21 protein-coding genes are annotated in these 22,310 nt (G+C 61.3%); 14 read left to right on the plus strand and 7 right to left on the minus strand.

Translation table 11 applies throughout. The annotated features are described in order from the left end of the window. The first annotated feature begins 79 nt into the window (after positions 1-79). The 5 genes from PSEBG33_RS21730 to dacB all read left to right on the plus strand — a co-directional run bounded on the left by PSEBG33_RS21730 (position 80) and on the right by dacB (position 5,737). Positions 80-715: a response regulator transcription factor gene (locus PSEBG33_RS21730; protein WP_005785075.1), complete on the plus strand. Its 636-nt coding sequence runs from the start codon at positions 80-82 to the stop codon at positions 713-715. A 91-nt stretch (positions 716-806) separates the two neighbouring features. Then, complete coding sequence (locus PSEBG33_RS21725; RefSeq protein WP_005785077.1) at positions 807-1,277, plus strand: nuclear transport factor 2 family protein; 471 nt, start codon at positions 807-809, stop codon at positions 1,275-1,277. A 37-nt stretch (positions 1,278-1,314) separates the two neighbouring features. Continuing rightward, a complete protein-coding gene (locus PSEBG33_RS21720) occupies positions 1,315-1,587 on the plus strand; it encodes a GIY-YIG nuclease family protein (protein ID WP_005785079.1) in 273 nt (90 codons plus the stop codon). 109 nt (positions 1,588-1,696) lie between these two features. Next, positions 1,697-4,111, plus strand: coding sequence for a TonB-dependent siderophore receptor (locus PSEBG33_RS21715; protein WP_005785081.1), 2,415 nt, complete (start codon positions 1,697-1,699; stop codon positions 4,109-4,111). Positions 4,112-4,279: 168 nt separating this feature from the next. After that, entirely contained in the window at positions 4,280-5,737 is a 1,458-nt protein-coding gene (dacB, locus tag PSEBG33_RS21710; protein WP_005785083.1) for a D-alanyl-D-alanine carboxypeptidase/D-alanyl-D-alanine-endopeptidase, read from the plus strand. A gap of 1 nt (position 5,738) precedes the next feature. Here dacB and PSEBG33_RS21705 read toward each other — a convergent pair whose 3' ends face one another. Then, positions 5,739-6,518: an IclR family transcriptional regulator gene (locus PSEBG33_RS21705; RefSeq protein WP_005785085.1), complete on the minus strand. Its 780-nt coding sequence runs from the start codon at positions 6,516-6,518 to the stop codon at positions 5,739-5,741. Positions 6,519-6,638: 120 nt separating this feature from the next. Between PSEBG33_RS21705 and hmgA the strand changes: the two genes are divergently transcribed. The 4 genes from hmgA to PSEBG33_RS21685 are packed head-to-tail and all read left to right on the plus strand — an operon-like array spanning position 6,639 to position 11,274. Continuing rightward, positions 6,639-7,922, plus strand: coding sequence for a homogentisate 1,2-dioxygenase (gene hmgA, locus PSEBG33_RS21700; RefSeq protein ID WP_005785087.1), 1,284 nt, complete (start codon positions 6,639-6,641; stop codon positions 7,920-7,922). Positions 7,923-7,925: 3 nt separating this feature from the next. After that, the gene (gene fahA, locus PSEBG33_RS21695) at positions 7,926-9,212 is read left to right on the plus strand and encodes a fumarylacetoacetase (RefSeq protein WP_005785089.1); all 1,287 of its coding nucleotides are present in this window, start codon (positions 7,926-7,928) and stop codon (positions 9,210-9,212) included. A gap of 12 nt (positions 9,213-9,224) precedes the next feature. After that, a complete protein-coding gene (maiA, locus tag PSEBG33_RS21690) occupies positions 9,225-9,860 on the plus strand; it encodes a maleylacetoacetate isomerase (protein WP_005785092.1) in 636 nt (211 codons plus the stop codon). Between the two features lie 52 nt (positions 9,861-9,912). After that, on the plus strand, positions 9,913-11,274 hold the full coding sequence (locus PSEBG33_RS21685; protein WP_005785094.1) for an MFS transporter: 1,362 nt from the start codon (positions 9,913-9,915) through the stop codon (positions 11,272-11,274). Between the two features lie 265 nt (positions 11,275-11,539). Here PSEBG33_RS21685 and PSEBG33_RS21680 read toward each other — a convergent pair whose 3' ends face one another. Further along, the gene (locus PSEBG33_RS21680; RefSeq protein WP_005785096.1) at positions 11,540-12,343 is read right to left on the minus strand and encodes a SirB1 family protein; all 804 of its coding nucleotides are present in this window, start codon (positions 12,341-12,343) and stop codon (positions 11,540-11,542) included. 186 nt (positions 12,344-12,529) lie between these two features. On the opposite strand from PSEBG33_RS21680, the gene PSEBG33_RS21675 reads away from it, so the two are divergent. Continuing rightward, on the plus strand, positions 12,530-13,549 hold the full coding sequence (locus PSEBG33_RS21675) for a Glu/Leu/Phe/Val dehydrogenase family protein (protein ID WP_005785098.1): 1,020 nt from the start codon (positions 12,530-12,532) through the stop codon (positions 13,547-13,549). Positions 13,550-13,604: 55 nt separating this feature from the next. Here PSEBG33_RS21675 and PSEBG33_RS21670 read toward each other — a convergent pair whose 3' ends face one another. Next, complete coding sequence (locus tag PSEBG33_RS21670) at positions 13,605-13,865, minus strand: YebG family protein (protein WP_005785100.1); 261 nt, start codon at positions 13,863-13,865, stop codon at positions 13,605-13,607. Between the two features lie 294 nt (positions 13,866-14,159). Here PSEBG33_RS21670 and PSEBG33_RS21665 point away from each other — a divergent pair, with 294 nt between their 5' ends. Beyond that, positions 14,160-14,648: a phosphate-starvation-inducible protein PsiE gene (locus PSEBG33_RS21665; RefSeq protein WP_003188808.1), complete on the plus strand. Its 489-nt coding sequence runs from the start codon at positions 14,160-14,162 to the stop codon at positions 14,646-14,648. Here PSEBG33_RS21665 and PSEBG33_RS21660 read toward each other — a convergent pair. From PSEBG33_RS21660 to PSEBG33_RS21650, 3 genes are all read right to left on the minus strand, one after another. After that, complete coding sequence (locus tag PSEBG33_RS21660; RefSeq protein ID WP_005785103.1) at positions 14,645-14,962, minus strand: DUF3509 domain-containing protein; 318 nt, start codon at positions 14,960-14,962, stop codon at positions 14,645-14,647. The two genes, PSEBG33_RS21665 and PSEBG33_RS21660, sit on opposite strands and share 4 nt — an antisense overlap. A 267-nt stretch (positions 14,963-15,229) precedes the next feature. Beyond that, positions 15,230-16,516 (minus strand): serine/threonine transporter, encoded by a 1,287-nt coding sequence (locus tag PSEBG33_RS21655; protein WP_005785105.1) that lies wholly within the window; start codon positions 16,514-16,516, stop codon positions 15,230-15,232. Positions 16,517-16,577: 61 nt separating this feature from the next. Further along, positions 16,578-17,954 carry an L-serine ammonia-lyase gene (locus PSEBG33_RS21650; protein WP_005785108.1) on the minus strand — a complete coding sequence of 459 codons (1,377 nt, stop codon included), beginning with the start codon at positions 17,952-17,954 and terminating at the stop codon, positions 16,578-16,580. 137 nt (positions 17,955-18,091) lie between these two features. On the opposite strand from PSEBG33_RS21650, the gene PSEBG33_RS21645 reads away from it, so the two are divergent. Together PSEBG33_RS21645 and PSEBG33_RS21640 are read left to right on the plus strand one after the other, a co-directional pair. Beyond that, the gene (locus PSEBG33_RS21645) at positions 18,092-19,039 is read left to right on the plus strand and encodes a LysR substrate-binding domain-containing protein (RefSeq protein ID WP_005785109.1); all 948 of its coding nucleotides are present in this window, start codon (positions 18,092-18,094) and stop codon (positions 19,037-19,039) included. 212 nt (positions 19,040-19,251) lie between these two features. After that, entirely contained in the window at positions 19,252-19,662 is a 411-nt protein-coding gene (locus PSEBG33_RS21640; RefSeq protein WP_005785111.1) for an HPF/RaiA family ribosome-associated protein, read from the plus strand. Between the two features lie 54 nt (positions 19,663-19,716). On the opposite strand, the gene PSEBG33_RS21635 is transcribed toward PSEBG33_RS21640, so the two are convergent. Then, positions 19,717-21,228 carry an MFS transporter gene (locus tag PSEBG33_RS21635; RefSeq protein ID WP_005785113.1) on the minus strand — a complete coding sequence of 504 codons (1,512 nt, stop codon included), beginning with the start codon at positions 21,226-21,228 and terminating at the stop codon, positions 19,717-19,719. A 106-nt stretch (positions 21,229-21,334) separates the two neighbouring features. On the opposite strand from PSEBG33_RS21635, the gene PSEBG33_RS21630 reads away from it, so the two are divergent. Further along, positions 21,335-22,207, plus strand: a complete 873-nt coding sequence (locus PSEBG33_RS21630; protein WP_005785114.1) for a LysR family transcriptional regulator — start codon at positions 21,335-21,337, stop codon at positions 22,205-22,207. The last annotated feature ends 103 nt before the right edge of the window (positions 22,208-22,310 follow it).

Consider the following 22,310-nt stretch of genomic DNA (forward strand, 5'->3'; position numbering starts at 1 on the left):
GCGCTTTGTTAGCGGTTGTTGATGAGCGCCAGCGGGGGTATTTTGCGCGGATTCAGTTTGCCATCATTCGTGGGAATCTATGCTTCGAGTAATTATTGCTGACGATCACCCTATTGTGCGTATCGGGCAGAAAGTCGTGATTGAGGCGCATGGCCGGTGCAAAGTGGTCGCGGAGGCCGACGGCCCCGATCAGTTGCTCGAAGTGTTGAGGACAACCCCGTGTGACTTGCTCGTCACAGACTTTGCCATGCCAGGCGGCCAGCAGGCCGACGGCTACGGGCTGTTGAGCCTGTTGCACCGCCAGTATCCGCAGTTGCCGGTGATTCTGGTGACCATGTTCGCCAGCGTCGCCACCCTGCGTGCTTCCTTCGCCCATGGTGCCAAGGCCGTGGTGGCCAAAAGTGCTTCCGCCAAAGAGCTGCCCCAGGCGATCAAGGCTGTGTGTGCCGGCCAGACGTTCGCCAGTGAATCCCTGCGGGTGCAAATGGTGGAGGCGGGCACGGGCGATCAGTCCCAGGTGCCGCAATTGTCCTGCAAGGAGCGTGAGGTGGTGCGCATGTTGGCCAGCGGCATGACCGTCAGCCAGATTGCGGCACAGGTCAACCGCAGTATCTCGACCATCAGTAAGCAGAAAAGCACGGCTATGCAGCGGCTGAGTATCTCCACCGATGTAGACCTGTTCGCCTACGCTCGCAGCACTGGGATGGTGCCGTAGGCTCATGCATTTGCCTGGCGAATGTCAGTAGCCAGCGCGGTCTGGGCAGCCTATCGTGCGCTTATTCTTTCGACACCTGCGGAGCCTGCCCATGAGTGATGCCCATAACGCCCTGATCACCGAGTTCTACAGTGCCTTCCAGCGCCTGGATGCCGAAGCCATGGCCGCCTGCTACACCGAAGACGTGGTGTTCAGCGACCCGGCCTTCGGCGAGTTGCGCGGGCGCGACGCTGGGGATATGTGGCGCATGCTCACCACGCGGGCCAAGGATTTCTCCCTGACCTTCGACCACGTGCGCAGTGATGACAGCACAGGCAGCGCGCACTGGGTGGCGACTTACCTGTTCAGCGCCACGGGGAATACGGTGGTCAACGACATCGGTGCGCGCTTTGTGTTTCGCGACGGCAAGATCTGCGAGCACCAGGATCACTTCGACCTGTGGCGATGGTCGCGCCAGGCGCTGGGCTTGAAAGGGCTGCTGTTGGGCTGGTCGCCGGCGCTGAAAAATGCGGTGCGGGCCCAGGCACTTAAAGGCTTGAAGGCATTCCAGGCCGGTCGTTGATAAGATTGGCGCTCCTCTGGTTTACCGAAATTGCCCTGTGACTGATCCTGCAGAACCCAAACCCTGGTTCGTCTACCTGGTGCGTGCCGCCAATGGCTCGTTGTATTGCGGCATCAGCAATGACCCGGTGCGCCGCTTTGCCTGCCACCAAAGCGGCAAGGGCGCGCGGTTCTTCTTGTCCAGCCCGGCGGTGGCGTTGGTGTACACCGAACAATGCGCGAGCAAGGGTGAGGCGTTGCGCCAGGAGCGGCTGATCAAGAAGCTGAAGAAGAGCGCCAAGGAGTGTCTCGCGACGAGTGGCAAGCAATGATCGAAATTATTTGCTGATTCAGGTGAGGTAAATCCCCGGCCCATCCGTGTAGTGCATGAAACTGCGATCTATTCGCATTAACAGCGTTTTCTACACGGGTTCTCACAGCATGAAGTCAGCGGCGGGTGGTTGGGTAAAACAGTGGCTGGGAGCCTCGGTCCTGGCGGTGTCAGGGCTGGCGTTGCTGCCGTTGAGCGTTGCGCGTGCGCAGGAGCAGCAAAGCGCCCAGTTCAATTTTGCCCTGGCAGCCAAACCACTGCCCCAGGCCCTGAGCGAGTTCAGCCGGGTCACAGGCATCAGTGTGATCTACACCGATGAAGCGCCCTTCGGCCTCAATGCCCCGGCGGTCAGTGGGCAGATGAGCGCAACCCAGGCCCTGCAACGTCTGCTGAGCAATACAGGTTTCACCTTCCGCCAGATCGACGCTCGCACCCTGGCCCTGGAGCCGCTGCCCAGCGACGGTGCGGTCAACCTTGGCGCCACCACCATCAGCGCGGTCAACCCGACGCAGGACAGCACCAGCTATCAGCCGCCGCCCACCAGTTCGGTGATGCGCTCCCATGGGTTGCTGCTGGAAACCCCGCAAACTGTCAACGTGGTGCCGGCCCAGGTGCTGCGCGACCAGCAACCGCGCAACCTGGATGACGCCCTGGGCAATATCAGCGGCATCACCCAGTCCAACACCCTCGGCAGTACTCAGGACGCGGTGATGTTGCGTGGTTTTGGCGACAACCGTAACGGCTCGATCATGAAGGACGGTATGCCGGTGGTGCAGGGCCGTGCCATGAACGCTACCGCCGAGCGTATTGAAGTGCTCAAGGGCCCGTCCTCGCTGTTGTATGGCATCCAGGACCCGGGCGGCGTGGTCAATATCGTCAGCAAAAAGCCTGAGCTGGTGCAGTCCACCTCCCTGACCGCGCGCGGCTCGACCTTCGGCAGCGGCAAGAACGGCAGTGGCGGCAACCTCGACACCACCGGCCCCCTCGGCGACAGCGGCCTGGCTTATCGCCTGATCGTCGATCATGAAGACGAAGACTATTGGCGTAACTACGGCACCCATCGCGAGACCCTGGTGGCGCCGTCCCTGGCCTGGTACGGCGATACCACCCAGGTGGTGCTGGCCTATGAACACCGCGAATTTCTCGCGCCGTTCGACCGTGGCACCGCCATCGATCCCAAGACCAACCACCCGCTGAACATCCCCGCGACCCGGCGTCTGGATGAGCCGTTCAACAATATGGAAGGGCGCTCCGATCTGTATCGCCTGACCGTCGACCACGATCTGAACGACGACTGGAAGGCTCACTTCGGCTACAGCTGGAATCGCGAAACCTATGACGCCAGCCAGGTGCGCGTGGTCAAGGTCAACACCAACGGCACTCTGACCCGTAGCATGGACGGTACCCAGGGCGCGTTGACCACCGATCGCTTCGCCACCGCCAGCCTTGAAGGCAAGGTCGATGTTGCAGGTATGCAGCACGATCTGGTGTTCGGCCTGGACGATGAGTACCGCAAGATCTACCGTGCCGACCTGATCCGCCAGGCGCCGCGGGGCACCTTCGATTACAACAACCCGGTGTACGGCAATGAAGTCGCCGGTTCCAAAGTCAGCGCGCCGGACAGCAACCAGACCGACCTGCTGCGCAGCGATTCGCTGTTCTTCCAGGATGCCATCCACCTCAACGATCAATGGATTCTGGTCGGCGGTGCGCGCTACCAGATGTACGACCAATACGCCGGCAAAGGCGTGCCGTTTACCGCCAACACCGACGGCAATGGCCAGAAGTGGGTACCACGGGCCGGGCTGGTGTATCGCTACACTGATCAATTGTCGTTCTACGGCAGTTATACCGAGTCGTTCAAACCCAACTCCACCATCGCGCCGCTGGCCAATAAAACCGTGTTGAGTGGCAGTTTGCAGCCGGAAGAATCCAAAGCCTGGGAGCTGGGTACCAAGTTCGACCTGCCGGGGCGCATCACCGCCAGTGCCGCGCTGTTCACCATCGATAAACGCAACGTGTTGGTGCAGGTAGGCGAGGGCCTGACCTCGGAGTACAGCGTGGCCGGCAAGGTGCGCTCTCGCGGTCTGGAGCTGGATGCCAGCGGCCAACTGACGGATAAATGGAGCCTGATTGGCAGCTATGCCTATACCGATGCCGAGGTTACCGAAGACCCTAAGCTCAAAGGCAATCGCCTGCAGAATGTGGCAAAAAGCACCGGCTCGTTGTCGGCGGTGTATGACTTCGGCAGTATCCTGGGCGGCGATCAACTGCGCGTCGGCGCCGGAGCGCGTTATGTCGGCGAGCGGGCAGGTGACGCGGCCAACAGTTTCGACCTGCCCAGCTACACCGTGGCCGATGTGTTCGCCAGCTATGACACCCGGCTTGAAGGGCAGAAGGTCAAGTTCCAGCTCAATGTGAAGAACCTGTTCGATCGTACTTACTACACCTCATCGGTGAATACGCAGTTTGTGTCCATGGGCGATGCGCGGCAGGTGTCGGTGTCCAGCACCTTGACCTTCTGATTCATTTATCTGTGGGAGCTGGCTTGCCTGCGATGGCATCGACTGGGTTTGCCTGATACACCGAGTTGTCTGCATCGCAGGCAAGCCAGCTCCCACAGGAAAGCGGTCGCCACATTGATAGCGAGCTGTTAGCGTTGCCGCCATTGCATGCTTATGGAAAACGCAACGATGCACTTTGTAAAATGGTTACGCACCGGCACCCTGCTGGTCGGTTTGAGTTTTTTACTGGGCGGCTGCGCCAGCGTCTCCCAAACTTCCACGCCGGCAACCCTGGATAAACTGTTGAGCGATCCGGCGCTGCAAGGCGCTACGGTCTCGCTGATGGTACGTGACGCCCGCACGGGCTCCACGCTGTATCAGCACAACCCGCGCACCCGGCTGGTGCCCGCGTCCAACCTCAAGTTGCTGACCACCGCCGCGGCGATGGATGTGCTGGGGCCGCAATACCGCTTCGCCACCCAACTGCTGAGCAATGGCATACGCCAGGGCGACCGTTTGACCGGCAACCTGTACCTGCGTGGCCTCGGCGACCCGACCGTTCAGTTTGCCGATTACCAGACCCTGGCCGCGCAATTGGCCAGCCAGGGCGTGCGCCAGGTGCAGGGCGACCTTGTGTTCGACGACACCTGGTTCGATGCCGAGCGGCTGGGGGTGGATTGGTCCCATGACGATGAAACCACCTACTACGGCGCGCAGATTTCGGCGCTGACCGTGGCACCCAATGCGGACTTTGATGCAGGCAGCGTGCTGGTCACAGCCAAGGCGCCGTTACGGGCCGGCACACCGGTGAGTGTCGATATTTTCCCGCCCAGCGACTACCTGCAACTGAGCAACCGCGCCATCAGTGGGCCGGGCAATAGCTATGGGATCAACCGTCGCCATGGCACCAACCTGTTGCAGCTCAGCGGCGCAGTGGCGCCGGGGCGGCAGAGCCAGCAATTGGTCAGCGTCTGGGAGCCGACGCAACTGGTCGCGAATCTATTCGAACAAGCCTTGGCGCAACAGGGCATCACCGTATTGGGGCGTCGAGTGATGGGTGGGGCAAGCCCGGCTGCAGTGACGGTGCTGGCCGAGCACCAATCGGCACCGTTGCAGGAGCTGATCGTGCCGCTGCTCAAACTCTCGAACAACAACATGTCTGAAGCCTTGCTCAAGGCCATGGGTCGCCAGACCGCCAACAACGGCACGGCAGCGGCGGGCGCCGTGGCGGTGGCCGGGTTTCTCAAGCGTCAGGGGCTGGACACCAGCACGTTCAGTCAGGTCGACGGCTCCGGCCTCTCGCGGCGCAATCTGGTGTCGTCGCAAACCCTCACCGACCTGCTACTGGCCGCCAGCAAACAGCCGTGGTTCGACGCCTGGTACAACGCGCTGCCGATTGCCGGCAGCACTGACCGCATGACCGGCGGCAGCCTGCGCTACCGTCTGCGCGACACGCAGGCGCAAAACAACCTGCACGCCAAGACCGGCTCCATGGGCGGCGTGTCGTCATTGAGTGGTTACATCACCGACGCCGGCGGGCGCAAGCTGGTGTTCGCGATGCTGACCAACAACTACGTAGTGGCCGGCGCGCAGGTCAAGGCGCTGGAAGACCGCGTGGCCGTTGCGCTGTCGCGCAGCGACGATTGATTCAGGGCTGATAGCCCATGCGCCAACTCACGGCCCGGGTCGCCGCCAGCAGGTGCTGCGCCGCCGGGCCATCTTCATCGGCATGGAACAGTGAGGTCGGGCCGACCACGGTCATCACTGCCGCCACTTGCCCGACCGCATTGAACACCGGCGCCGACAACGCATCCACGCCGGGCATCAGCAGGCCATGCACAAAGTGCAGGCCACGGCTGCGGATTTGCTCGCACACCGTGGCGTAGGCCTGATCGTCCGCCAGCGAGTGGGCGGTGCCGGATTGAATCTCGCGTTCGCGCAGTTCCACCGTTTCCCGTGACGGCAGGTAAGCGCTGAAAACCAGCCCGGTGGACGAACTGAGCAGCGGCAGCACTGAGCCCAACTGCGTCACCACGGTAACGGCGCGCACTGCCGGCTCGATCTGTACCACGGTCGCGCCCTGGTTGCCCCACACCGCCAGAAAGCAGGTCTCATTCAATTCATCGCGCAGCTCGGCCAGGGGCATGGCGCCGACTTTCAACACATCCATGCTGCCCAGCGCCGCCAGCCCCACGCGCAAAGCCTCCCGGCCCAGGCCGTAATGGTTGGTGGCGGTGTTCTGCTCGGCAAAGCCGGAGGCAATCAGCGCCTGCAAATAACGGTGGACCTTGCTCGCCGGCATCTGCACATGGTCGGCCAGGCGCGACAGCGAGGTGGCCGGGGACAATTCGGCCAGAGCCTTGAGAATATCGGTGCCGACTTCCGCCGAGCGGACTTTCTGTTTACCGGTGTCGCGGGGCTTTTCCATGGAAGGGCGAGAATCCGAGAGATGAATGGGCGTCTTTATAGCTTGACGGTCGATAGTGATCAAATTACGTTATGCGTAACTGGATTACGATAAAAACAACTTCTGTACAGAGGAAGATCCATGGACCTCGAATACCTGTCGGGCTTTGGCAATGAATTCGCCAGCGAAGCCTTGCCTGGCGCGCTGCCGGTCGGCCAGAACTCACCGCAAAAAGCCCCCTACGGGCTCTACACCGAACTGTTTTCCGGCACTGCCTTCACCATGGCACGCAGTGAAGCGCGGCGCACGTGGCTGTATCGCATCCAGCCGTCGGCCAATCACCCGGCGTTCGTCAAGCTTGCGCGGCAAATGGCCGGTGGACCCTTGGGCGCAGTGACGCCCAATCGTCTGCGCTGGAACCCGCTGGATATTCCGAGTGAGCCGACCGACTTTATCGATGGACTGGTCGGCATGGTTGCCAACTCGGGGTCGGAAAAACCTTCGGGCATCAGCATCTATACCTACCGCGCCAATCGTTCCATGGAGCGGGTGTTCTTCAATGCCGACGGTGAACTGCTGATCGTGCCGGAGCAGGGCCGCCTGCGCATCGCCACCGAACTGGGCGTGCTGGACGTCGAGCCGCTGGAAATTGTCGTGCTGCCCCGTGGCCTCAAATTCCGTATCGAATTGCTGGACGCGCAGGCTCGCGGCTACGTCGCTGAAAACCACGGCGCCCCGCTGCGCCTGCCCGACCTGGGTCCTATCGGCAGCAACGGTTTGGCCAACCCTCGCGACTTCCTGACGCCAGTGGCCCGCTACGAAGACCTCAAGCAACCGACCACGCTGGTACAGAAATTCCTCGGTGAACTGTGGGCCTGCGAGCTGGACCATTCACCGCTCAATGTGGTCGCCTGGCACGGCAACAACGTGCCGTACAAATACGACCTGCGTCGCTTCAACACTATCGGCACGGTGAGTTTCGATCATCCGGATCCGTCGATCTTCACCGTGCTGACCTCACCCACCAGCGTACATGGCCTGGCCAACCTCGACTTCGTGATCTTCCCGCCGCGCTGGATGGTGGCCGAGAATACCTTCCGTCCGCCATGGTTCCATCGCAACCTGATGAACGAATACATGGGCCTGATCCAGGGCGCCTACGATGCCAAGGCCGAAGGCTTCCTGCCCGGCGGCGCGTCGCTGCACAGCTGCATGAGCGCCCATGGCCCGGATGGCGAGACCTGCACCAAGGCCATCAATGCGGACCTGGCGCCGCACAAGATCGATAACACCATGGCCTTCATGTTCGAGACCAGCCAAGTGCTGCGCCCGACCCAGTTCGCCCTGGAGTGCCCGCAGCTGCAACCTGCTTACGACGCGTGCTGGGCCTCACTGCCCGCCACCTTCAACCCGAATCGGAGATAACCCATGACGCAACCAACGCAGACCCGCAGCTGGGTGGCCTCGGCCAACGGTCACGCGGATTTCCCCCTGCAGAACCTGCCCCTGGGCGTGTTCAGTATCAACGGCTCGGCCCCGCGCTGTGGCGTGGCGATCGGCGATATGGTCCTCGACCTGCACGCCGCGCTGGATGAATTTGACGGTGATGCCCGGCGTGCCGTTGAGGCAACAGCGGGTGGCCAATTGAACGCTTTTTTTGAACTTGGCCGTGGGCCACGCGTGGCGTTACGCGAGCGCCTGCTGGAGCTGCTGGCCGAAGGCAGCCAGCTGCAACAGCGCGAAGCGCAGGTGCTGCACCGCGCCGCCGATTGCCAGATGCACTTGCCGGCGAAGATCAATGACTACACCGACTTCTACGTCGGCATCGAGCACGCGCAGAACGTCGGCAAACTGTTTCGCCCGGATAACCCCCTGTTGCCCAACTACAAGTACGTGCCGATTGGTTACCACGGCCGTGCGTCGACCATTCGCCCGTCGGGCACGCAGGTCCGGCGCCCCAAAGGCCAGACACTGCCGGCCGGCCAGTCCGAACCGACGCTCGGCCCCTGCGCGCGCCTGGACTACGAACTGGAGCTGGGCATCTGGATCGGCCAGGGCAATGCCATGGGCGAAGCGATTGCCATCGGCGATGCGGCCGAGCACATCGCCGGTTTCTGTCTGCTCAATGACTGGTCGGCGCGAGATATCCAGGCCTGGGAATACCAGCCGCTGGGCCCGTTCCTGTCGAAAAGCTTTATCACCAGTATTTCGCCATGGGTGGTGACCGCCGAAGCGCTGGAGCCCTTTCGCAAAGCGCAACCGGCGCGGCCCGAGGGCGACCCGCAACCGCTGCCGTATCTGCTGGATAAACGTGATCAGAACGCGGGCGCCTTTGATATCGAGCTGGAAGTGCTGCTCACCACAGCCTCAATGCGCGAGCAGAACCTGCCCGCCCATCGCCTGACCTTGAGCAATACCGAGCATATGTACTGGACAGTGGCGCAAATGGTTGCGCACCACAGCGTCAACGGTTGCCAGTTGCAGGCCGGCGACCTGTTTGGTTCAGGCACCTTGTCCGGGCCGCAGCCGGGGCAGTTCGGCAGCCTGTTGGAAATTACCGAAGGCGGCAAGAAGCCGATTGAATTGGCCTCGGGCGAGGTACGTAAATTCCTTGAAGATGGTGACGAAATCATCCTGCGTGGCCGTTGCCGCCGCGAAGGTTTTGCCAGCATCGGCTTTGGTGAATGCCGCGGTACTGTGGTTGCGGCACGTTAAGAGGGCAGGGTCATGGAACTCTATACTTACTACCGTTCCACCGCGTCGTATCGGGTACGTATTGCCCTGGCGCTCAAGGGCCTGGATTTCACCGCGCTGCCAGTCAACCTGCTGGTCCCGGCAGGCGGCGCCAATCACCAGCCCGAGTACCTGGCGATCAACCCTCAAGGACGTGTGCCGGCGTTGCGTACTGATCAAGGGCAGACGTTGATCCAGTCGCAGGCGATCATCGAATATCTGGAGGAGCGTTATCCACAGGTGCCACTGCTCTCAAGTGATCCGGCAGCCCGTGCCCATGAACGGGCGGTAGCGTCGATCATCGCCTGCGATATCCACCCGCTGCACAACTCCAGCACGCAGAACCTGTTGCGCAAGTGGGGGCACGATGAGGCGCAATTGCTGGAGTGGATCGGGCACTGGATCAGTCAGGGCCTGGGCGCGGTGGAGCAGTTGATTGGCGACACAGGGTTTTGCTTTGGCGAGCAGCCGGGCTTGGCCGATACGTTTCTGATCCCGCAGTTGTACGCGGCCGAGCGTTTCAAGGTGCCCTTGGCGGCGTACTCGCGCATAGGGCGAGTGGCGGCGTTGGCGGCCCAACATCCGGCCTTCGTGCAGGCCCACCCCGCCAATCAACCTGACACGCCATAGCCCCTCCCACATTTGATCGTGCCAACCTAATAAAAAATAAAGGTACCTTGCGATGCACAATCAGATTGCCAGCTTTCGCGCGGCACTCGACGCCCGTCCGGTGTCGCGCTACCAGTGGTTGATTCTCGTGTTGCTGGCGTTGCTGCTGGTCACCGATGGCTACGACGCCCAGGTGCTGGGCTATGTAGTGCCGGCACTGGCTCAGGATTGGGGCCTGGAAAAAGCCGCGTTCGGGCCGGTATTCAGCGCCAACCTGCTTGGGTTGACCCTCGGCTCGCTGCTGGTGACACCGCTGGCGGATCGTTTCGGCGTGCGGCGCATCCTGTTGGCCTGTGTGCTGATCTACGCCAGCCTGACCGTACTGATGGTGTTTGCCAATTCCCTCACCACACTGATGGCGGCGCGGTTTATCTGCGGCATCGGCATGGGAGGCGCAATGCCCAGTGCCATGGCATTGATGTCTGAATATTCGCCGCCGCGCATGCGCACCTTGATGGTGACCCTGGCGGCCTGCGGCTTTTCGTTCGGCGGCGCGGCAGGCGGCTTTGTGGCGGCCGGGTTTATCGATAGCTTTGGTTGGCAGGCGGTGTTCCTGGCTGGTGGGGTAACACCGTTGCTGCTGTTCCCGTTCCTGGTGTGGCTGTTGCCCGAATCCTTGCCACGCCTGTTGCGCGATGCGCCGCCGTATCTGCGTCTGCGCAAAGTCACGGCGCGGATGCTGCCCGACTGGCAACCGCCGCCCGCGACCGAAGCTGAAAACCTGCAGGAACAAGGCAGCAAACTGACGGTGGTGGAGCTGTTTCGCAACGGCTACGCGCGCCCGACGCTGCTGATCTGGGCGACCTTTTTTGTCAGCCTGATTTTGCTGTATTTCATGATCAGTTGGTTGCCATCGCTGTTGCTCGAAAGCGGCCTGGCGCTGAACGAAGCCAACCTGGTCACGTCCATGTTCCTGTTTGCCGGCACCTTGGGCGCCATCCTCATGGCCTGGTTTGCCGACCGCCTGAAAAGCAAGGTGCGACTGTTGTCCGGGGTGCTGGCGGCGGCTGCGTTGTGCACCATCCTGCTGGGCTTGAACCACGACAATCCACGTTACCTGGTGGCCTGCGTGTTCGCTGCCGGGTTCTGCATCATCGGCGGGCAACTGACCCTCAATGCCTTTGCGAGCAATTTCTACCCGGCGCAGGTGCGCGCCACCGGCACAGGCTGGGCGTTGGGGGTAGGGCGTTTTGGATCAATCCTGGGGCCGCTGTTCGGCAGTATGTTGCTGGCGATGCATATACCGGTGCAGCAGATTTTCTTCTTCTGTGCGATTCCGGCCGTGATTGCGGCGCTGTTGATTATTCAGGTGCGGGCGCCGGGCTCCACTACGCTAAAAACGCCAGTGCCTGGCGATATTCTCAATCGCACCTAGGGGGGCGTTCTCAATTAGTTTCCCCGTCGCGCCGGGTCTGCTGTTGTGCAGGGCAAGGCGCGAGAAGCGTGGTTTGGTCATTCCAAATAAGCTTCGAGCAACGCAGCCCTGCACAACAGCAGGCCCTTCGGGTTGTGCCTTAAAGCGGGCCAGCCTGCGTTGCAGGCCTTGGAAAGGGAACAACCATTCCCTGCGGCCTGCGCCTTGCCTGGCCCGCTTTAAGGCGACAACGCGGCGGGGAAACTAATTGAGAACGCCCCCTAGGTCAATGCACCACTGAATTGGGCGGCAGGTGCCCCAGCCGCTCGGTCAGGCGCAGGCGCTGGATCGGGTCTTCGCTGAGCATCAACGCATGTTCCAGGTCAAAGCGCTCGGCACTCGGGCAATCCAGGCGCTGGTATAGGCTGGCGCGTGCAAGGTAGTCGGCGGCGCTGGCATTGCCCAGTTCCAGTACGCGCTCGGCGTCCACCAGGGCAGCCAGGGGATCGTCGTTGGCGAGGTGCAGTTGGCGCAGGTTACGTGACAGCCGCTGCAGGATCGCCCTAGGCTCGGCGGTGTGCAGGTGGTCGGCGTGCAAGTTGAGTTTTGGCCCGTATTGCCGGTGCAGCAGTTCGCGACAATCGTTGGGGTACAGGCGTCGACCGCCGCACGGGTCCAGCAGGTGGTCGGCACCGGGTACGCGTAGCAGGAAGTGGCCAGGGAAATTTACCCCGACCATGGGGATATCCAGGCGCCGTGCCATTTCCAGAGCGATCAGGCCCATGGCCAAGGGTTGCCCGCGTTTTCGCCGCAGCACTTTGTCGAGCAGCGCGGCGGCGGGGCGCAACGGGGTCTGGTCATCCTGGGCAAACCCCAGGTCATTCAGACGCCGCAACAGCGGCTGGCCGAGTTCATCGGCCGGCAACAGGGGCATGCCCAGGCTGACCTGCTGTTGCAGCACACGCAGCTCTTGCAGGATCAGCAACGGCTGTACGCTGGCATCGTGTTCGGCAGCCATCCACAGCGCGGCTTCAAACAGCGCAGGGGGTGAACGGTCCAGGCAGGCGAAAAAGGCTGTGCGGGGATTCATCGCGTTCTCCGGCGGATGCCCCGTTTTAGCCTTGCCAGGAAATTTCGTCCAGTATCTTGAAAAATATCCTGCGTGCTTATGTCTTGGATCTTACGAAACAGCGCGGCTTATTCCAGTGAAATCCAGCAGTTTTCTGCCGCGAGCCTATACTTTGCCCACAACCAAAAGTGATTCGGGAGCTCATTGATGTTTGCGCTCATGCACAGCACCCGCCTTGAATCGCTGCACCTGAGCGTCGACCCGGTGACCGGGCTGAAAGCGATCATCGCCATCCATAACAGTCGCCTGGGGCCTGCCTTGGGCGGCTGTCGCTACCTGGCTTACCCCAACGATGACAGTGCCGTGGCCGATGCCGCGCGCCTGGCCCAAGGCATGAGTTACAAGGCTGCACTGGCCGGGCTGGCGGTGGGCGGCGGTACGGCGGTCATCATCCGCCCTGTGCACGTGGAGAGCCGCGCCGCGCTATTCGAGGCGTTTGGCCGCTGTATCGAAAAACTCGACGGCCGTTTCATTACCTCGATCGACAGCGGCACCTCGGTCGCCGACATGGATTGCATCGCCCAGCACACTCGCTTCGTCACCAGCACCACCGCCGCCGGCGACCCTGCGCCTCATGCCGCCATGGGTGTATTTACCGGCATCCGTACCACCGCCATGGCGCGCCTGGGCAGCGACAACCTTGAAGGCTTGCGCGTAGCGGTGCAGGGCCTGGGCAACGTCGGTTATGCCCTGGCCGAGCAACTGCACGCTGCGGGTGCAGAACTGTTGGTCAGCGACATCGACCACGGCAAGGTGCAACTGGCCATGGAACAACTGGGCGCCCACCCGATTGCCAACGATGCCTTGCTCAGCACCCCCTGCGACATCCTCGCGCCCTGCGGCGTCGGCGCTGTATTCAACCGCAACAGCGTCGGCCAGTTGCGGTGCGCCGCCGTGGCAGGTTCGGCCAGCGCACAATTGACCAACCTGGACATCGCCGACCAGTTGGAAGGCCGCGGCATCCTCTATGCCCCGGACTACGTGATCAACTCCGGCGGCCTGATCTACGTCGCCCTCAAACACGCCGGCACCGACCTGCCCGGGATTACCGCGCACCTGTCGAACATTGGCACGCGCCTGACCGAAATCTTCGCCCACGCCCAAGCCGAAAAGCGCTCCCCCGCACGGGTCGCCGATGAGCTGGCCGAACGTCTGCTGTACAAATAGGCCGGGCATTAAAAAGGCCCTGAATCCATGATTCAGGGCCTGTTCAATTCGGGCTTTACTCTGCCACCGCGTTCAGCAACTCGGACAACGCGTCCGGCTGGCTTTTGAATGCCTTGGCAAATACATCGCGGTTCTTCGCCATGTAGATCCCGGCTTCCTCCACCTGCTGCTCACTCAAAGATGGCACGGCTTTTTGCAACACCTCTGCCAGCAACTCAGCGAGTTCAAGCATCTTGTCATGACGGTCAGCTTCGGCTTTATCCATGAACAAACGCTCCAGATCTCGGCTGCTGCGGTATACCACTTCGACGGCCATTCACCACCTCACATGCCTTCACGATAGTTGTCTTTTGCGACTACTGTATTTGCATACAGTGAAAAGGATAAGCCAAACGCCGGGGTTTGGATAGTAGGTTTTTAATGTAGCTGGGAAAGGGGGGCGCTGCGCACCCCAGCGGGAGCAAGCTCTCTCGCCACAAAGATTGATTAAGTGCCTAATATCAGCCCGCCATCATCTCAATACCCTGTCTATGGCCTTTTTTCTGCATACAGAACAACCGTCACGTCCAACCCGCATTATCCGGTCGAACCGACCTAAGGAAGCATCATCGTGAAAATCAACTGGGCCGAAAGGCTGCGCCAGCAAGTCCACGGGCTGGCCGAATCCCTGGGCAATCTGTTTGTCGAGTCGTTTCACTACCTGGCGTTGTTTGCCATTGGTGCGGTGACCGCCTGGGCAGCGGTGATGGAGTTTTTGGGGATGCTGGAAAATGGGCACATCAAGATCGATGACATCTTGCTGCTGTTCATCTACCTGGAACTGGGCGCGATGGTCGGGATTTACTTCAAGACCAACCACATGCCGGTACGCTTCCTGATCTATGTGGCAATCACCGCGCTTACGCGTTTGCTGATCTCCAACGTGTCGCACCACAACCCGCCGGATGTGGGCATCATCTACCTGTGCGGCGGAATTCTGTTGTTGGCGTTTGCCATTCTGGTGGTGCGCTATGCGTCGTCGGCGTTCCCTTCGGTGAAGGTCGAAAGCCCGCGTCGCAAAGGCGAGGCGAGCCTGGAGACCGAGAAGGGCGAGCTTTAAAGCCCCACGCTGAAGGGCAGGGTGCGGGCAGGCGGGCGCTGCAGGAGTTTGTGGCTGTCGCCGTCCGTCATCAGTTCGAGGATTTCCACGGCGCTATGACCCTGTTCGATGGCGATACCGAACTGGATGCTTTGCACCAGGCGTTTGAGGCGCTGCGGGTCGTTGCGCTGTTCGGCGCTGATCATGCGCTTGGCCACCACGCCGGTGTCGTCCGAGAGGGTGAGCATGATGCTGCCGTCCAGCCGCTGGATGCTCAGATTGACGCGGTATTGGGGGGTGAAGGTGTCGGTGATGATCTGAAAAGGATTGTCCATGGTGCGTTACCGCCTGATAAGAACATGCAGTCATTGACGGCCGGTGTCAGGATTAGTTCGCATTGCCTGACCATCGGCCAAATTCCGTTTTCCTCAAAAGTTCTACAGCAAGGGCCGTGCCGTACAGGCGTTGGAAGCTCAATGTGGGAGGGGGCTTGCCCCCGATAGCGGTGTATCAGCCAATAAATACTCGGCTGAAAGACTGCTATCGGGGGCAAGCCCCCTCCCACATTGGGTCTGTGTTGTTACTCAGGCAGGTGAGCTATTTCAGGGCATCACGGAAAAAACGATCGCAGACAGCGCAATCAACCCGATCACCACTACAAACACGTTCGACAGCTGGCCCGAATACTGGCGCAGCGATGGCACGCGGCGAATCGCGTACATCGGCATCAGGAACAGCAGGCACGCGATAATCGGCCCGCCCATGGTTTCGATCATGCCCAGGATGCTTGGGTTGAAGGTGGCCACGGCCCAGCAGGTCAGCACCATGAACAGCGCGGTGGAGCGTTCCAGCCATTTTGTCGACATCGAGCGGTTGCGCCCGCGCAGGGATTTGACGATCAAGCCCTGGAAGCCTTCGCTGGCACCGATGTAGTGGCCCAGGAACGATTTGGTAATCGCCACCAGTGCGATCAGCGGCGCGGCGTAGGCGATCACCGGGGTTTGGAAGTGGTTGGCCAGGTACGACAGGATCGAGATGTTCTGCGCCTTGGCGGCGGCCAGGTCAGCGGGCGATAGCGCCAGTACGCAACTGAAGCAGAAGAACATCACGGTCAGCACCATCATGGTGTGGGCGGTGGCGAGGATGCCGCTGCTTTTTCGCTCGGCCTGGGCGCCGTAGACGCGCTTCTGGTCCACGGCGAAAGCGGAGATGATCGGTGAGTGGTTGAACGAGAACACCATCACCGGGATCGCCAGCCACAGCGTCTTGAAGAACAGCGGCAGCGGCATGCCTTCGCTGGCGGAGGCGAAGAACGCGCCATTCCAGTTGGGAATCAGGCTGACAGCCAATAGCAACAGCGCAGCAACGAAAGGGTACACCAGCACACTCATGGCCTTGACGATCACACCCTGGCCACAACGCACGATGGCCATCAGGCCGAGGATCAGCACCAGGGACAAGATCGCACGGGGCGGTGGGGTCATGTGCAGTTGGTGCTCCATGAAACTGCCCAATGTGTTGGTCAGTGCCACGCTGTACACCAGCAGGATCGGGAAGATCGCAAAGAAGTAGAGCAGGGTGATCAGCTTGCCGGCGCCGACACCAAAGTGTTCCTCGACCACTTCGGTGATGTCGCCGGATTTACCCGACAACACAAAGCGCGTCAGCCCACGGTGGGCGAAGAAAGTCATCGGAAAAGCCAGCAGCGCCAGTACGATCAGCGGCCAGAAACCGCCGACGCCGGCGTTGATCGGCAGGAACAGGGTGCCGGCGCCGATGGCGGTGCCGTAGAGGCCGAGCATCCAGGTGGTGTCGTGTTTGGTCCAGCCGGTGGTCACGCTTGCTTCGGATACAGGATTTTCGGCAGCAGGTGTACGTACATCAGTCATCGGTATTGCCTCGTTATTATTTTTGCGCGGGCTCACGTTGGGGCGGGTAGCAGTGCTCCGATCAGCACTCCACCCAGCTGACCGCCAGGCCGCCCCGTGAAGTTTCTTTGTATTTGTCATGCATATCGGCGCCGGTATCGCGCATGGTGCGGATGACCCGGTCGAGGGAAATGAAGTGCTTGCCGTCACCGCGCAGGGCCATTTGCGTGGCGTTGATCGCCTTGACCGCGGCAATGGCATTACGCTCGATGCACGGCACCTGCACCAGGCCGCCGACCGGGTCGCAGGTCAGGCCGAGGTTATGTTCCAGGCCGATTTCGGCGGCGTTTTCCAGTTGCTCGGGGGTGGCGCCGAGAATATCGGCCAGGCCGGCCGCGGCCATGGCGCAGGCCGAGCCCACTTCGCCCTGGCAGCCGACTTCGGCGCCGGAGATCGAGGCGTTTTTCTTGCAGAGGATGCCGACGGCGGCGGCGGCCAGGAAGAAATTGACCACATCGTCGTCAGACGCGTCGGCGTTGAATTTCATGTAGTAATGCAGCACCGCCGGGATGATGCCGGCCGCGCCATTGGTCGGGGCAGTGACCATGCGCCCGCCGGCGGCGTTTTCTTCGTTGACGGCGAGGGCGAACAGGTTGACCCATTCCATCGCCGACAAGGTTGAAGTGATCACATTGGGTTTGCCGATTTCCAGCAGGCTGCGGTGCAATTTCGCCGCCCTGCGCGGCACGTCCAGGCCGCCGGGCAGGATGCCTTCATCGCGCAGGCCCTGTTCCACGCATTCGCGCATCACCGACCAGATGTGCAGCAGGCCGCTGCGGATGTCTTCGTCGCTGCGCCACGCACGTTCGTTGGCCATCATCAGTTCAGAAACCCGCAAGCCGTGCTTGTTGCACAACGCCAGCAGTTCCACAGCACTGGAAAAGTCGTAGGGCAATTGCACGTCGCTGGTCGGCGCAATGCCTGATGCGGCTTCGGCGGCCTCGATGATGAAACCACCGCCTACCGAGTAATAGGTCTGCTCGCTCAGCAGGCCGTTGTCGCCATAGGCGTGCAGGGACATGGCGTTGGGGTGGTAAGGCAGGCTTTCATCCAGCAGCAACAGGTCGGTGTGCCAGTTGAAAGCGATTGCCTGGGAGCCGGCCAACAGCAATTGACCCGACTCGCGCAGTTGCTGGATACGCGCATTGATCGAGGTGGGATCGACGCGGTCCGGCCATTCGCCCATCAAGCCCATCACACAGGCGCGATCAGTGGCATGGCCTACGCCGGTGGCGGACAGCGAGCCGTACAGGCGCACTTCAACGCGGCGGGTTTGGCTGAGCAAATGCTGATCGGTCAGGGCCTGGGCGAACGTCGCGGCAGCGCGCATCGGGCCGACGGTATGGGAGCTGGAGGGGCCAATGCCCACCTTGAATAGATCGAAAACACTGATAGCCATGCTAAAGCCTTACAAGCAATGGAGTAGAAATCGCTGCCATGTTTTGTAGAGCAGGCGGAATTGGCGCGATACTGAGCCTCTGGATCGGCACTGACCAACGAATTATCCTAAGACACCCTTTAGCAGGACTAAACGCTATGACCCGCCCCCTTCACGGCCAGACCTATGTGTGGCTGCATGTGTTTTCTTGCGCTGCACGGCATCTGTCGTTCACCCGCTGCGCCGAAGAACTGCACATCACGCCGGGGGCGGTGAGCCAGCAGATTCGCCAGTTGGAGGAGCGCCTGGGCTTTCGGCTGTTTCATCGGCGCGCCCGCGGGGTTGAACTCAGCGCCGAGGGGCAGCGCCTGGCGGCGGTGGTCGGCGAGGCTTACGGGAGCATTGATGCGGAGTTGCAGCGCTTGGATGCCGGGATGATCAGCGGCACCCTGCGCCTGCGCTCGATCCCCTCGTTTCTCGGCAAGTGGCTGACCCCGCGCCTGCCACGTTTGCAGCAGCGCTTTCCCGACATCCAACTGCGCATGGTCGCCGAAGACAGCAGCATCGCCCTGCATGAAGGCGACTTCGACCTGGCCATCGACCTCAACGATGGCAGCTACCCCGGCTTGTTATCCACAGCCCTGTTGGACGAGCAGATATTCCCGGTGTGCGCCCCCAGCCTTCTACGTGGACGGCCGCCGTTGCATGGCCCGGCCGATCTGGCGCATTTTCCGCTGCTGCACGACATCACTGCCTGGCGTGGGAGTTATGAATATGCCGAGTGGGAGTTCTACCTGAATGCCATCGGCCACCACGGTGCCGACGTGCGGCGCGGGCATACCTTCAACCGCAACCACCTGACCATCGAAGCCGCCATTGCCGGCATGGGGGTAGCGATTGCGCGGCGCACGTTGCTCAATGATGAACTGGAGCGCGGCACCCTGATTGTGCCGTTTGGCCTGGCCGTGCCCAACCATAAGCGCTATGTGCTGCTGTATGCGCCAGGTGCATTGAGCCACCCCGGCGTGCGCGCGGTGCACGACTGGCTGGTGGAGGAAGCAGGGATTTTTCGCGGTTTGCACCCGTTGGGAGAGGGGCAATTGTGAGGAAACAGGACGTAAGAAGTTGTAACTAACTCCCCACCCTACCAGCGTTTTTGCTCGTCGTCAGGGTTAATTTGTAATGTGGGATTTATCTTTGCAAAGGGGTTGAATTGTTTCAGCAGGTGCTCAATTGTGTAATCAAGAGGTCATGGTTTCACCACCCCGGTGTTGCAGTTTGTGATCTCTGGCGAGCTAGCTGAAATAAGGGAAGAACTATGCAAATCCAAGTCAATAGCGATAACCATATTGAAAGCAGCATCCGACTGGAGGAGTGGGTACGTACTACCATTGAGAGCACGCTCGAACGTTATGAAGAAGACCTGACCCGCGTTGAGGTCTACCTGCGGGACGAGAACGGCGACAAGCCCGGACCCCACGATTTAAGTTGCCGCCTGGAAGCACGGCCAAAGGGCCACCAGCCAGTTTCCGTGTGCCATAAAGCCGATACGCTGGAGCAAGCGATCGATGGCGCCGCCACCAAGCTGGATCATGCGCTGGAACACTTGTTCGGCAAACTGCAAGGCAAGCCTCGCGCTGCCGGGAAAAACCAGCCGATCAACAAAGTGAATGAAGACGCGCTGGAAGAGGAATTCCTGGAAAACGAAAACGCTGTTATTAACAGCTAACTGTTTTTTCATTCCCCACTGAAAACGGGCCTGCATATGCAGGCCCGTTTTCGTTCAACGCCGTCGCTGGAAGAAATACCGGCTCAGAGCGGCCAACCCGCAAGCGCCCAAGCCCGCAAACAGCATGGCCCAACCAGCGCCGCTACGCAGGGCCGTCTGTGCCTCCAGGCGTGTGAGTCCAGGCGCGTTCAGCTTGCCCGCCGCAATATGCTGGCTGAGGGTTGCCCAATCCGCCGCCGTGCTGGCCGGCAATACATTGGCCAGGTGATGGCTGATTCCGAGCAACAGCACCAGCCCCATCAATGCGATGTTGAGCGCCAGGGTGATCAGCCGTGCGCTGAAGTCGATGCCCGAGGCCATGCCTGCGCGGTCAGTCGAGACGGCGCCGGTGGTGGTATTGGTGGTCGGCGAATTGGTCAGTGCCAGCCCAATGCCGGCGATCGCGCAACTGAGCAGCACCAGTGCTGTGCTGGGCTGTTCGGCGTAATTAACCGCGGCCATGCCCAAAAAACCTGCGCCCATCGTCCCCAGGCCCAGGGGGATGATGCATTCGGCGCCAAAGCGCAGGGCCAGGCGTTCGGCCAATGGCGGCACCAACAAAGTGGGCAAGGTGTACGCGAGCAGCGCCGCGCCGGTGGTCAGCGTGTCGTAACCCAGGCCCGCCTGGAAATACAGTGGCAAGTAGATCATGAACGGCCAGAAGCTGAAGTTCATGCCGATTGAGCCCATCAAGGCGCCGTTGAAACGTTGGATGCGGAACACCGAGAAGTCGAACATCGGATGGGCGCTGCGCCGCTCAATCAAGATAAACAGCAGCAGTCCGAAGACCGACAGGCCGGCCCAGCCGAGCATCGCCGGGGTGCCGAAACCGTTCTCGCTGCCTTGGGTGATGAAGTAGACCAGCGCAAACACCGCCAGCGTCATGGTCAACATGCCGGCAATGTCGAGGCGATGGCTGGCCGGGTCACGGGATTCCTGCACGCTGATGTGCAGCAGCGCCAAGGTAAACAAGGTCAGTGGTACATGCACCAGGAAAACCCAGCGCCAGTCCGCCACGGCCAGTATCACTGCCCCGATCATCGGCCCGAAACCCAGGCCCACGCCGGCAATCACGCCCCATATCGCGAAGGCTCGCGCCCGCGCCGCCGGTTCGCGGAACTGGTGGGACAAGATGGCAAACTGGCAAATCATCATCGCGCCGGCGCCAATGCCCTGGATGAATCGCGCCACGATCAGTGTCGGCGCATCGTTGGCCAGGCCACACGCCAGCGAGGCCAGGGCGAACACCCATAGACACAGCACCAGCACGCGCCGCCTACCGAAGCGATCCGCCAGCGTGCCCGCCGCCATCAGCACGCTGGTGCAGGCCAGGGTGTAGGCATTCATGATCCATTGGGCGTCTTGAAAGCCGGTACCCAATTCCTGTTCCAGCGTCGGCAGGATCACCGGCACGCTGGAGATTTCCAGGCCGAACATGAGGGCCACCAGGCAAACGGCGGTGAGGGCCAGGGCATTTCTGGCGGCGCTCGGCGGGTTGAGGGCCGATGCAGCAGCGGCGGACGGCATGACGAGTTCCTTTCAAATAGGGGAGGGCTCTATTCTCTCGGGAATCGAATTCGTTATTCGTGATAAGTTTTCCATCGATATGGGAATCAAGGGCGACAATTGACGCATGGCTACCCCGCGTTTTGATGGCGTTGAGCTGTTTTTGCAAATCGTCGAGAGCGGCAACCTGACCGACGCCGCCGAGCGCCTGAACCTTACACGCTCGGCCGTCGGTAAAGGCTTGGCGCGTCTGGAGGCGCGGCTGGGCACGTGCCTGTTGCAGCGTTCCACACGCCGCCAGCGGTTGACCGAGGATGGGCAGGCCTACTACGAACATTGCCTGCGCGCATTGGCCGAACTGGAAGCGGCCGAATCGGTGCTCGAAAGTGGCCGGCAACAACCACGGGGACGACTGAGGGTCAGTGTGCCGCTGGCGTTCGGGCACCACTATGCGGCACCGGCCTTGTGGGGCCTGATGGAGCGTTACCCTGAACTTGAAATCGAGATTTGCTTCTCCGACCGCATGATCGATCTGGCGCAGGAAGGCTTCGATATGGCCGTACGCATCGGCCCGTTACCGGACACCGACCGCCTGAGTGCCCGTCGCCTGGGCCAACAGGCCATGGGGCTGGCAGCGTCACCGGCGTATCTGCAGCGCAAGGGTGCCATTGAGAGTATCGAAGACCTGGCCGCTCATCGCGGCATTGCGTATCGCAGCAACACCACGCATCGCTCGCGCCTGGCTTCGCCCCTGATAGTGGACGACCTCCAGGCGCTAGCCGATGCCGCCATCGCGGGCGTGGGCCTGGCCTGGTTGCCGAGTTGGTTGATTGCTCACTATGCGCTGCGGGGGCAATTGGAAGCGGTGCTGCCCAGCTATCGCGAACAGCCTGCGCCGATCCATGTGGTCTGGCCGACGGCGGTGCATATGCCGGCCAAGACGCGGTGTGCCATCGATGCGTTGGTGGCCGCCACCCCCAGTTGCCTGGCGGGCAGCTGAAGCCACTGGGGGCCAATGTGGGAGGGGGCTTGCTCCCGATAGCGGTATATCAGTGGCAAATGTACCGACTGACACACCGCCATCGGGAGCAAGCCCCCTCCCA

This window comes from Pseudomonas synxantha BG33R (assembly GCF_000263715.2).
Lineage (GTDB): Bacteria > Pseudomonadota > Gammaproteobacteria > Pseudomonadales > Pseudomonadaceae > Aquipseudomonas > Aquipseudomonas synxantha_A.

Excerpts from the sequence above, each read along its gene's own strand:
- PSEBG33_RS21725 (WP_005785077.1), top strand. The coding sequence starts at position 807 with ATGAGTGATGCCCATAACGCCCTGATCACCGAGTTCTACAGTGCCTTC.
- PSEBG33_RS21660 (WP_005785103.1), bottom strand. The coding sequence starts at position 14,962 with ATGGACAATCCTTTTCAGATCATCACCGACACCTTCACCCCCCAATAC.
- maiA (WP_005785092.1), top strand. The coding sequence starts at position 9,225 with ATGGAACTCTATACTTACTACCGTTCCACCGCGTCGTATCGGGTACGT.
- PSEBG33_RS21705 (WP_005785085.1), bottom strand. The coding sequence starts at position 6,518 with ATGGAAAAGCCCCGCGACACCGGTAAACAGAAAGTCCGCTCGGCGGAA.
- fahA (WP_005785089.1), top strand. The coding sequence starts at position 7,926 with ATGACGCAACCAACGCAGACCCGCAGCTGGGTGGCCTCGGCCAACGGT.
- PSEBG33_RS21655 (WP_005785105.1), bottom strand. The coding sequence starts at position 16,516 with ATGACTGATGTACGTACACCTGCTGCCGAAAATCCTGTATCCGAAGCA.
- PSEBG33_RS21635 (WP_005785113.1), bottom strand. The coding sequence starts at position 21,228 with ATGCCGTCCGCCGCTGCTGCATCGGCCCTCAACCCGCCGAGCGCCGCC.
- PSEBG33_RS21630 (WP_005785114.1), top strand. The coding sequence starts at position 21,335 with ATGGCTACCCCGCGTTTTGATGGCGTTGAGCTGTTTTTGCAAATCGTC.
- PSEBG33_RS21645 (WP_005785109.1), top strand. The coding sequence starts at position 18,092 with ATGACCCGCCCCCTTCACGGCCAGACCTATGTGTGGCTGCATGTGTTT.
- PSEBG33_RS21650 (WP_005785108.1), bottom strand. The coding sequence starts at position 17,954 with ATGGCTATCAGTGTTTTCGATCTATTCAAGGTGGGCATTGGCCCCTCC.
- PSEBG33_RS21670 (WP_005785100.1), bottom strand. The coding sequence starts at position 13,865 with ATGGCCGTCGAAGTGGTATACCGCAGCAGCCGAGATCTGGAGCGTTTG.
- hmgA (WP_005785087.1), top strand. The coding sequence starts at position 6,639 with ATGGACCTCGAATACCTGTCGGGCTTTGGCAATGAATTCGCCAGCGAA.
- dacB (WP_005785083.1), top strand. The coding sequence starts at position 4,280 with ATGCACTTTGTAAAATGGTTACGCACCGGCACCCTGCTGGTCGGTTTG.
- PSEBG33_RS21730 (WP_005785075.1), top strand. The coding sequence starts at position 80 with ATGCTTCGAGTAATTATTGCTGACGATCACCCTATTGTGCGTATCGGG.
- PSEBG33_RS21715 (WP_005785081.1), top strand. The coding sequence starts at position 1,697 with ATGAAGTCAGCGGCGGGTGGTTGGGTAAAACAGTGGCTGGGAGCCTCG.
- PSEBG33_RS21685 (WP_005785094.1), top strand. The coding sequence starts at position 9,913 with ATGCACAATCAGATTGCCAGCTTTCGCGCGGCACTCGACGCCCGTCCG.
- PSEBG33_RS21675 (WP_005785098.1), top strand. The coding sequence starts at position 12,530 with ATGTTTGCGCTCATGCACAGCACCCGCCTTGAATCGCTGCACCTGAGC.
- PSEBG33_RS21680 (WP_005785096.1), bottom strand. The coding sequence starts at position 12,343 with ATGAATCCCCGCACAGCCTTTTTCGCCTGCCTGGACCGTTCACCCCCT.
- PSEBG33_RS21640 (WP_005785111.1), top strand. The coding sequence starts at position 19,252 with ATGCAAATCCAAGTCAATAGCGATAACCATATTGAAAGCAGCATCCGA.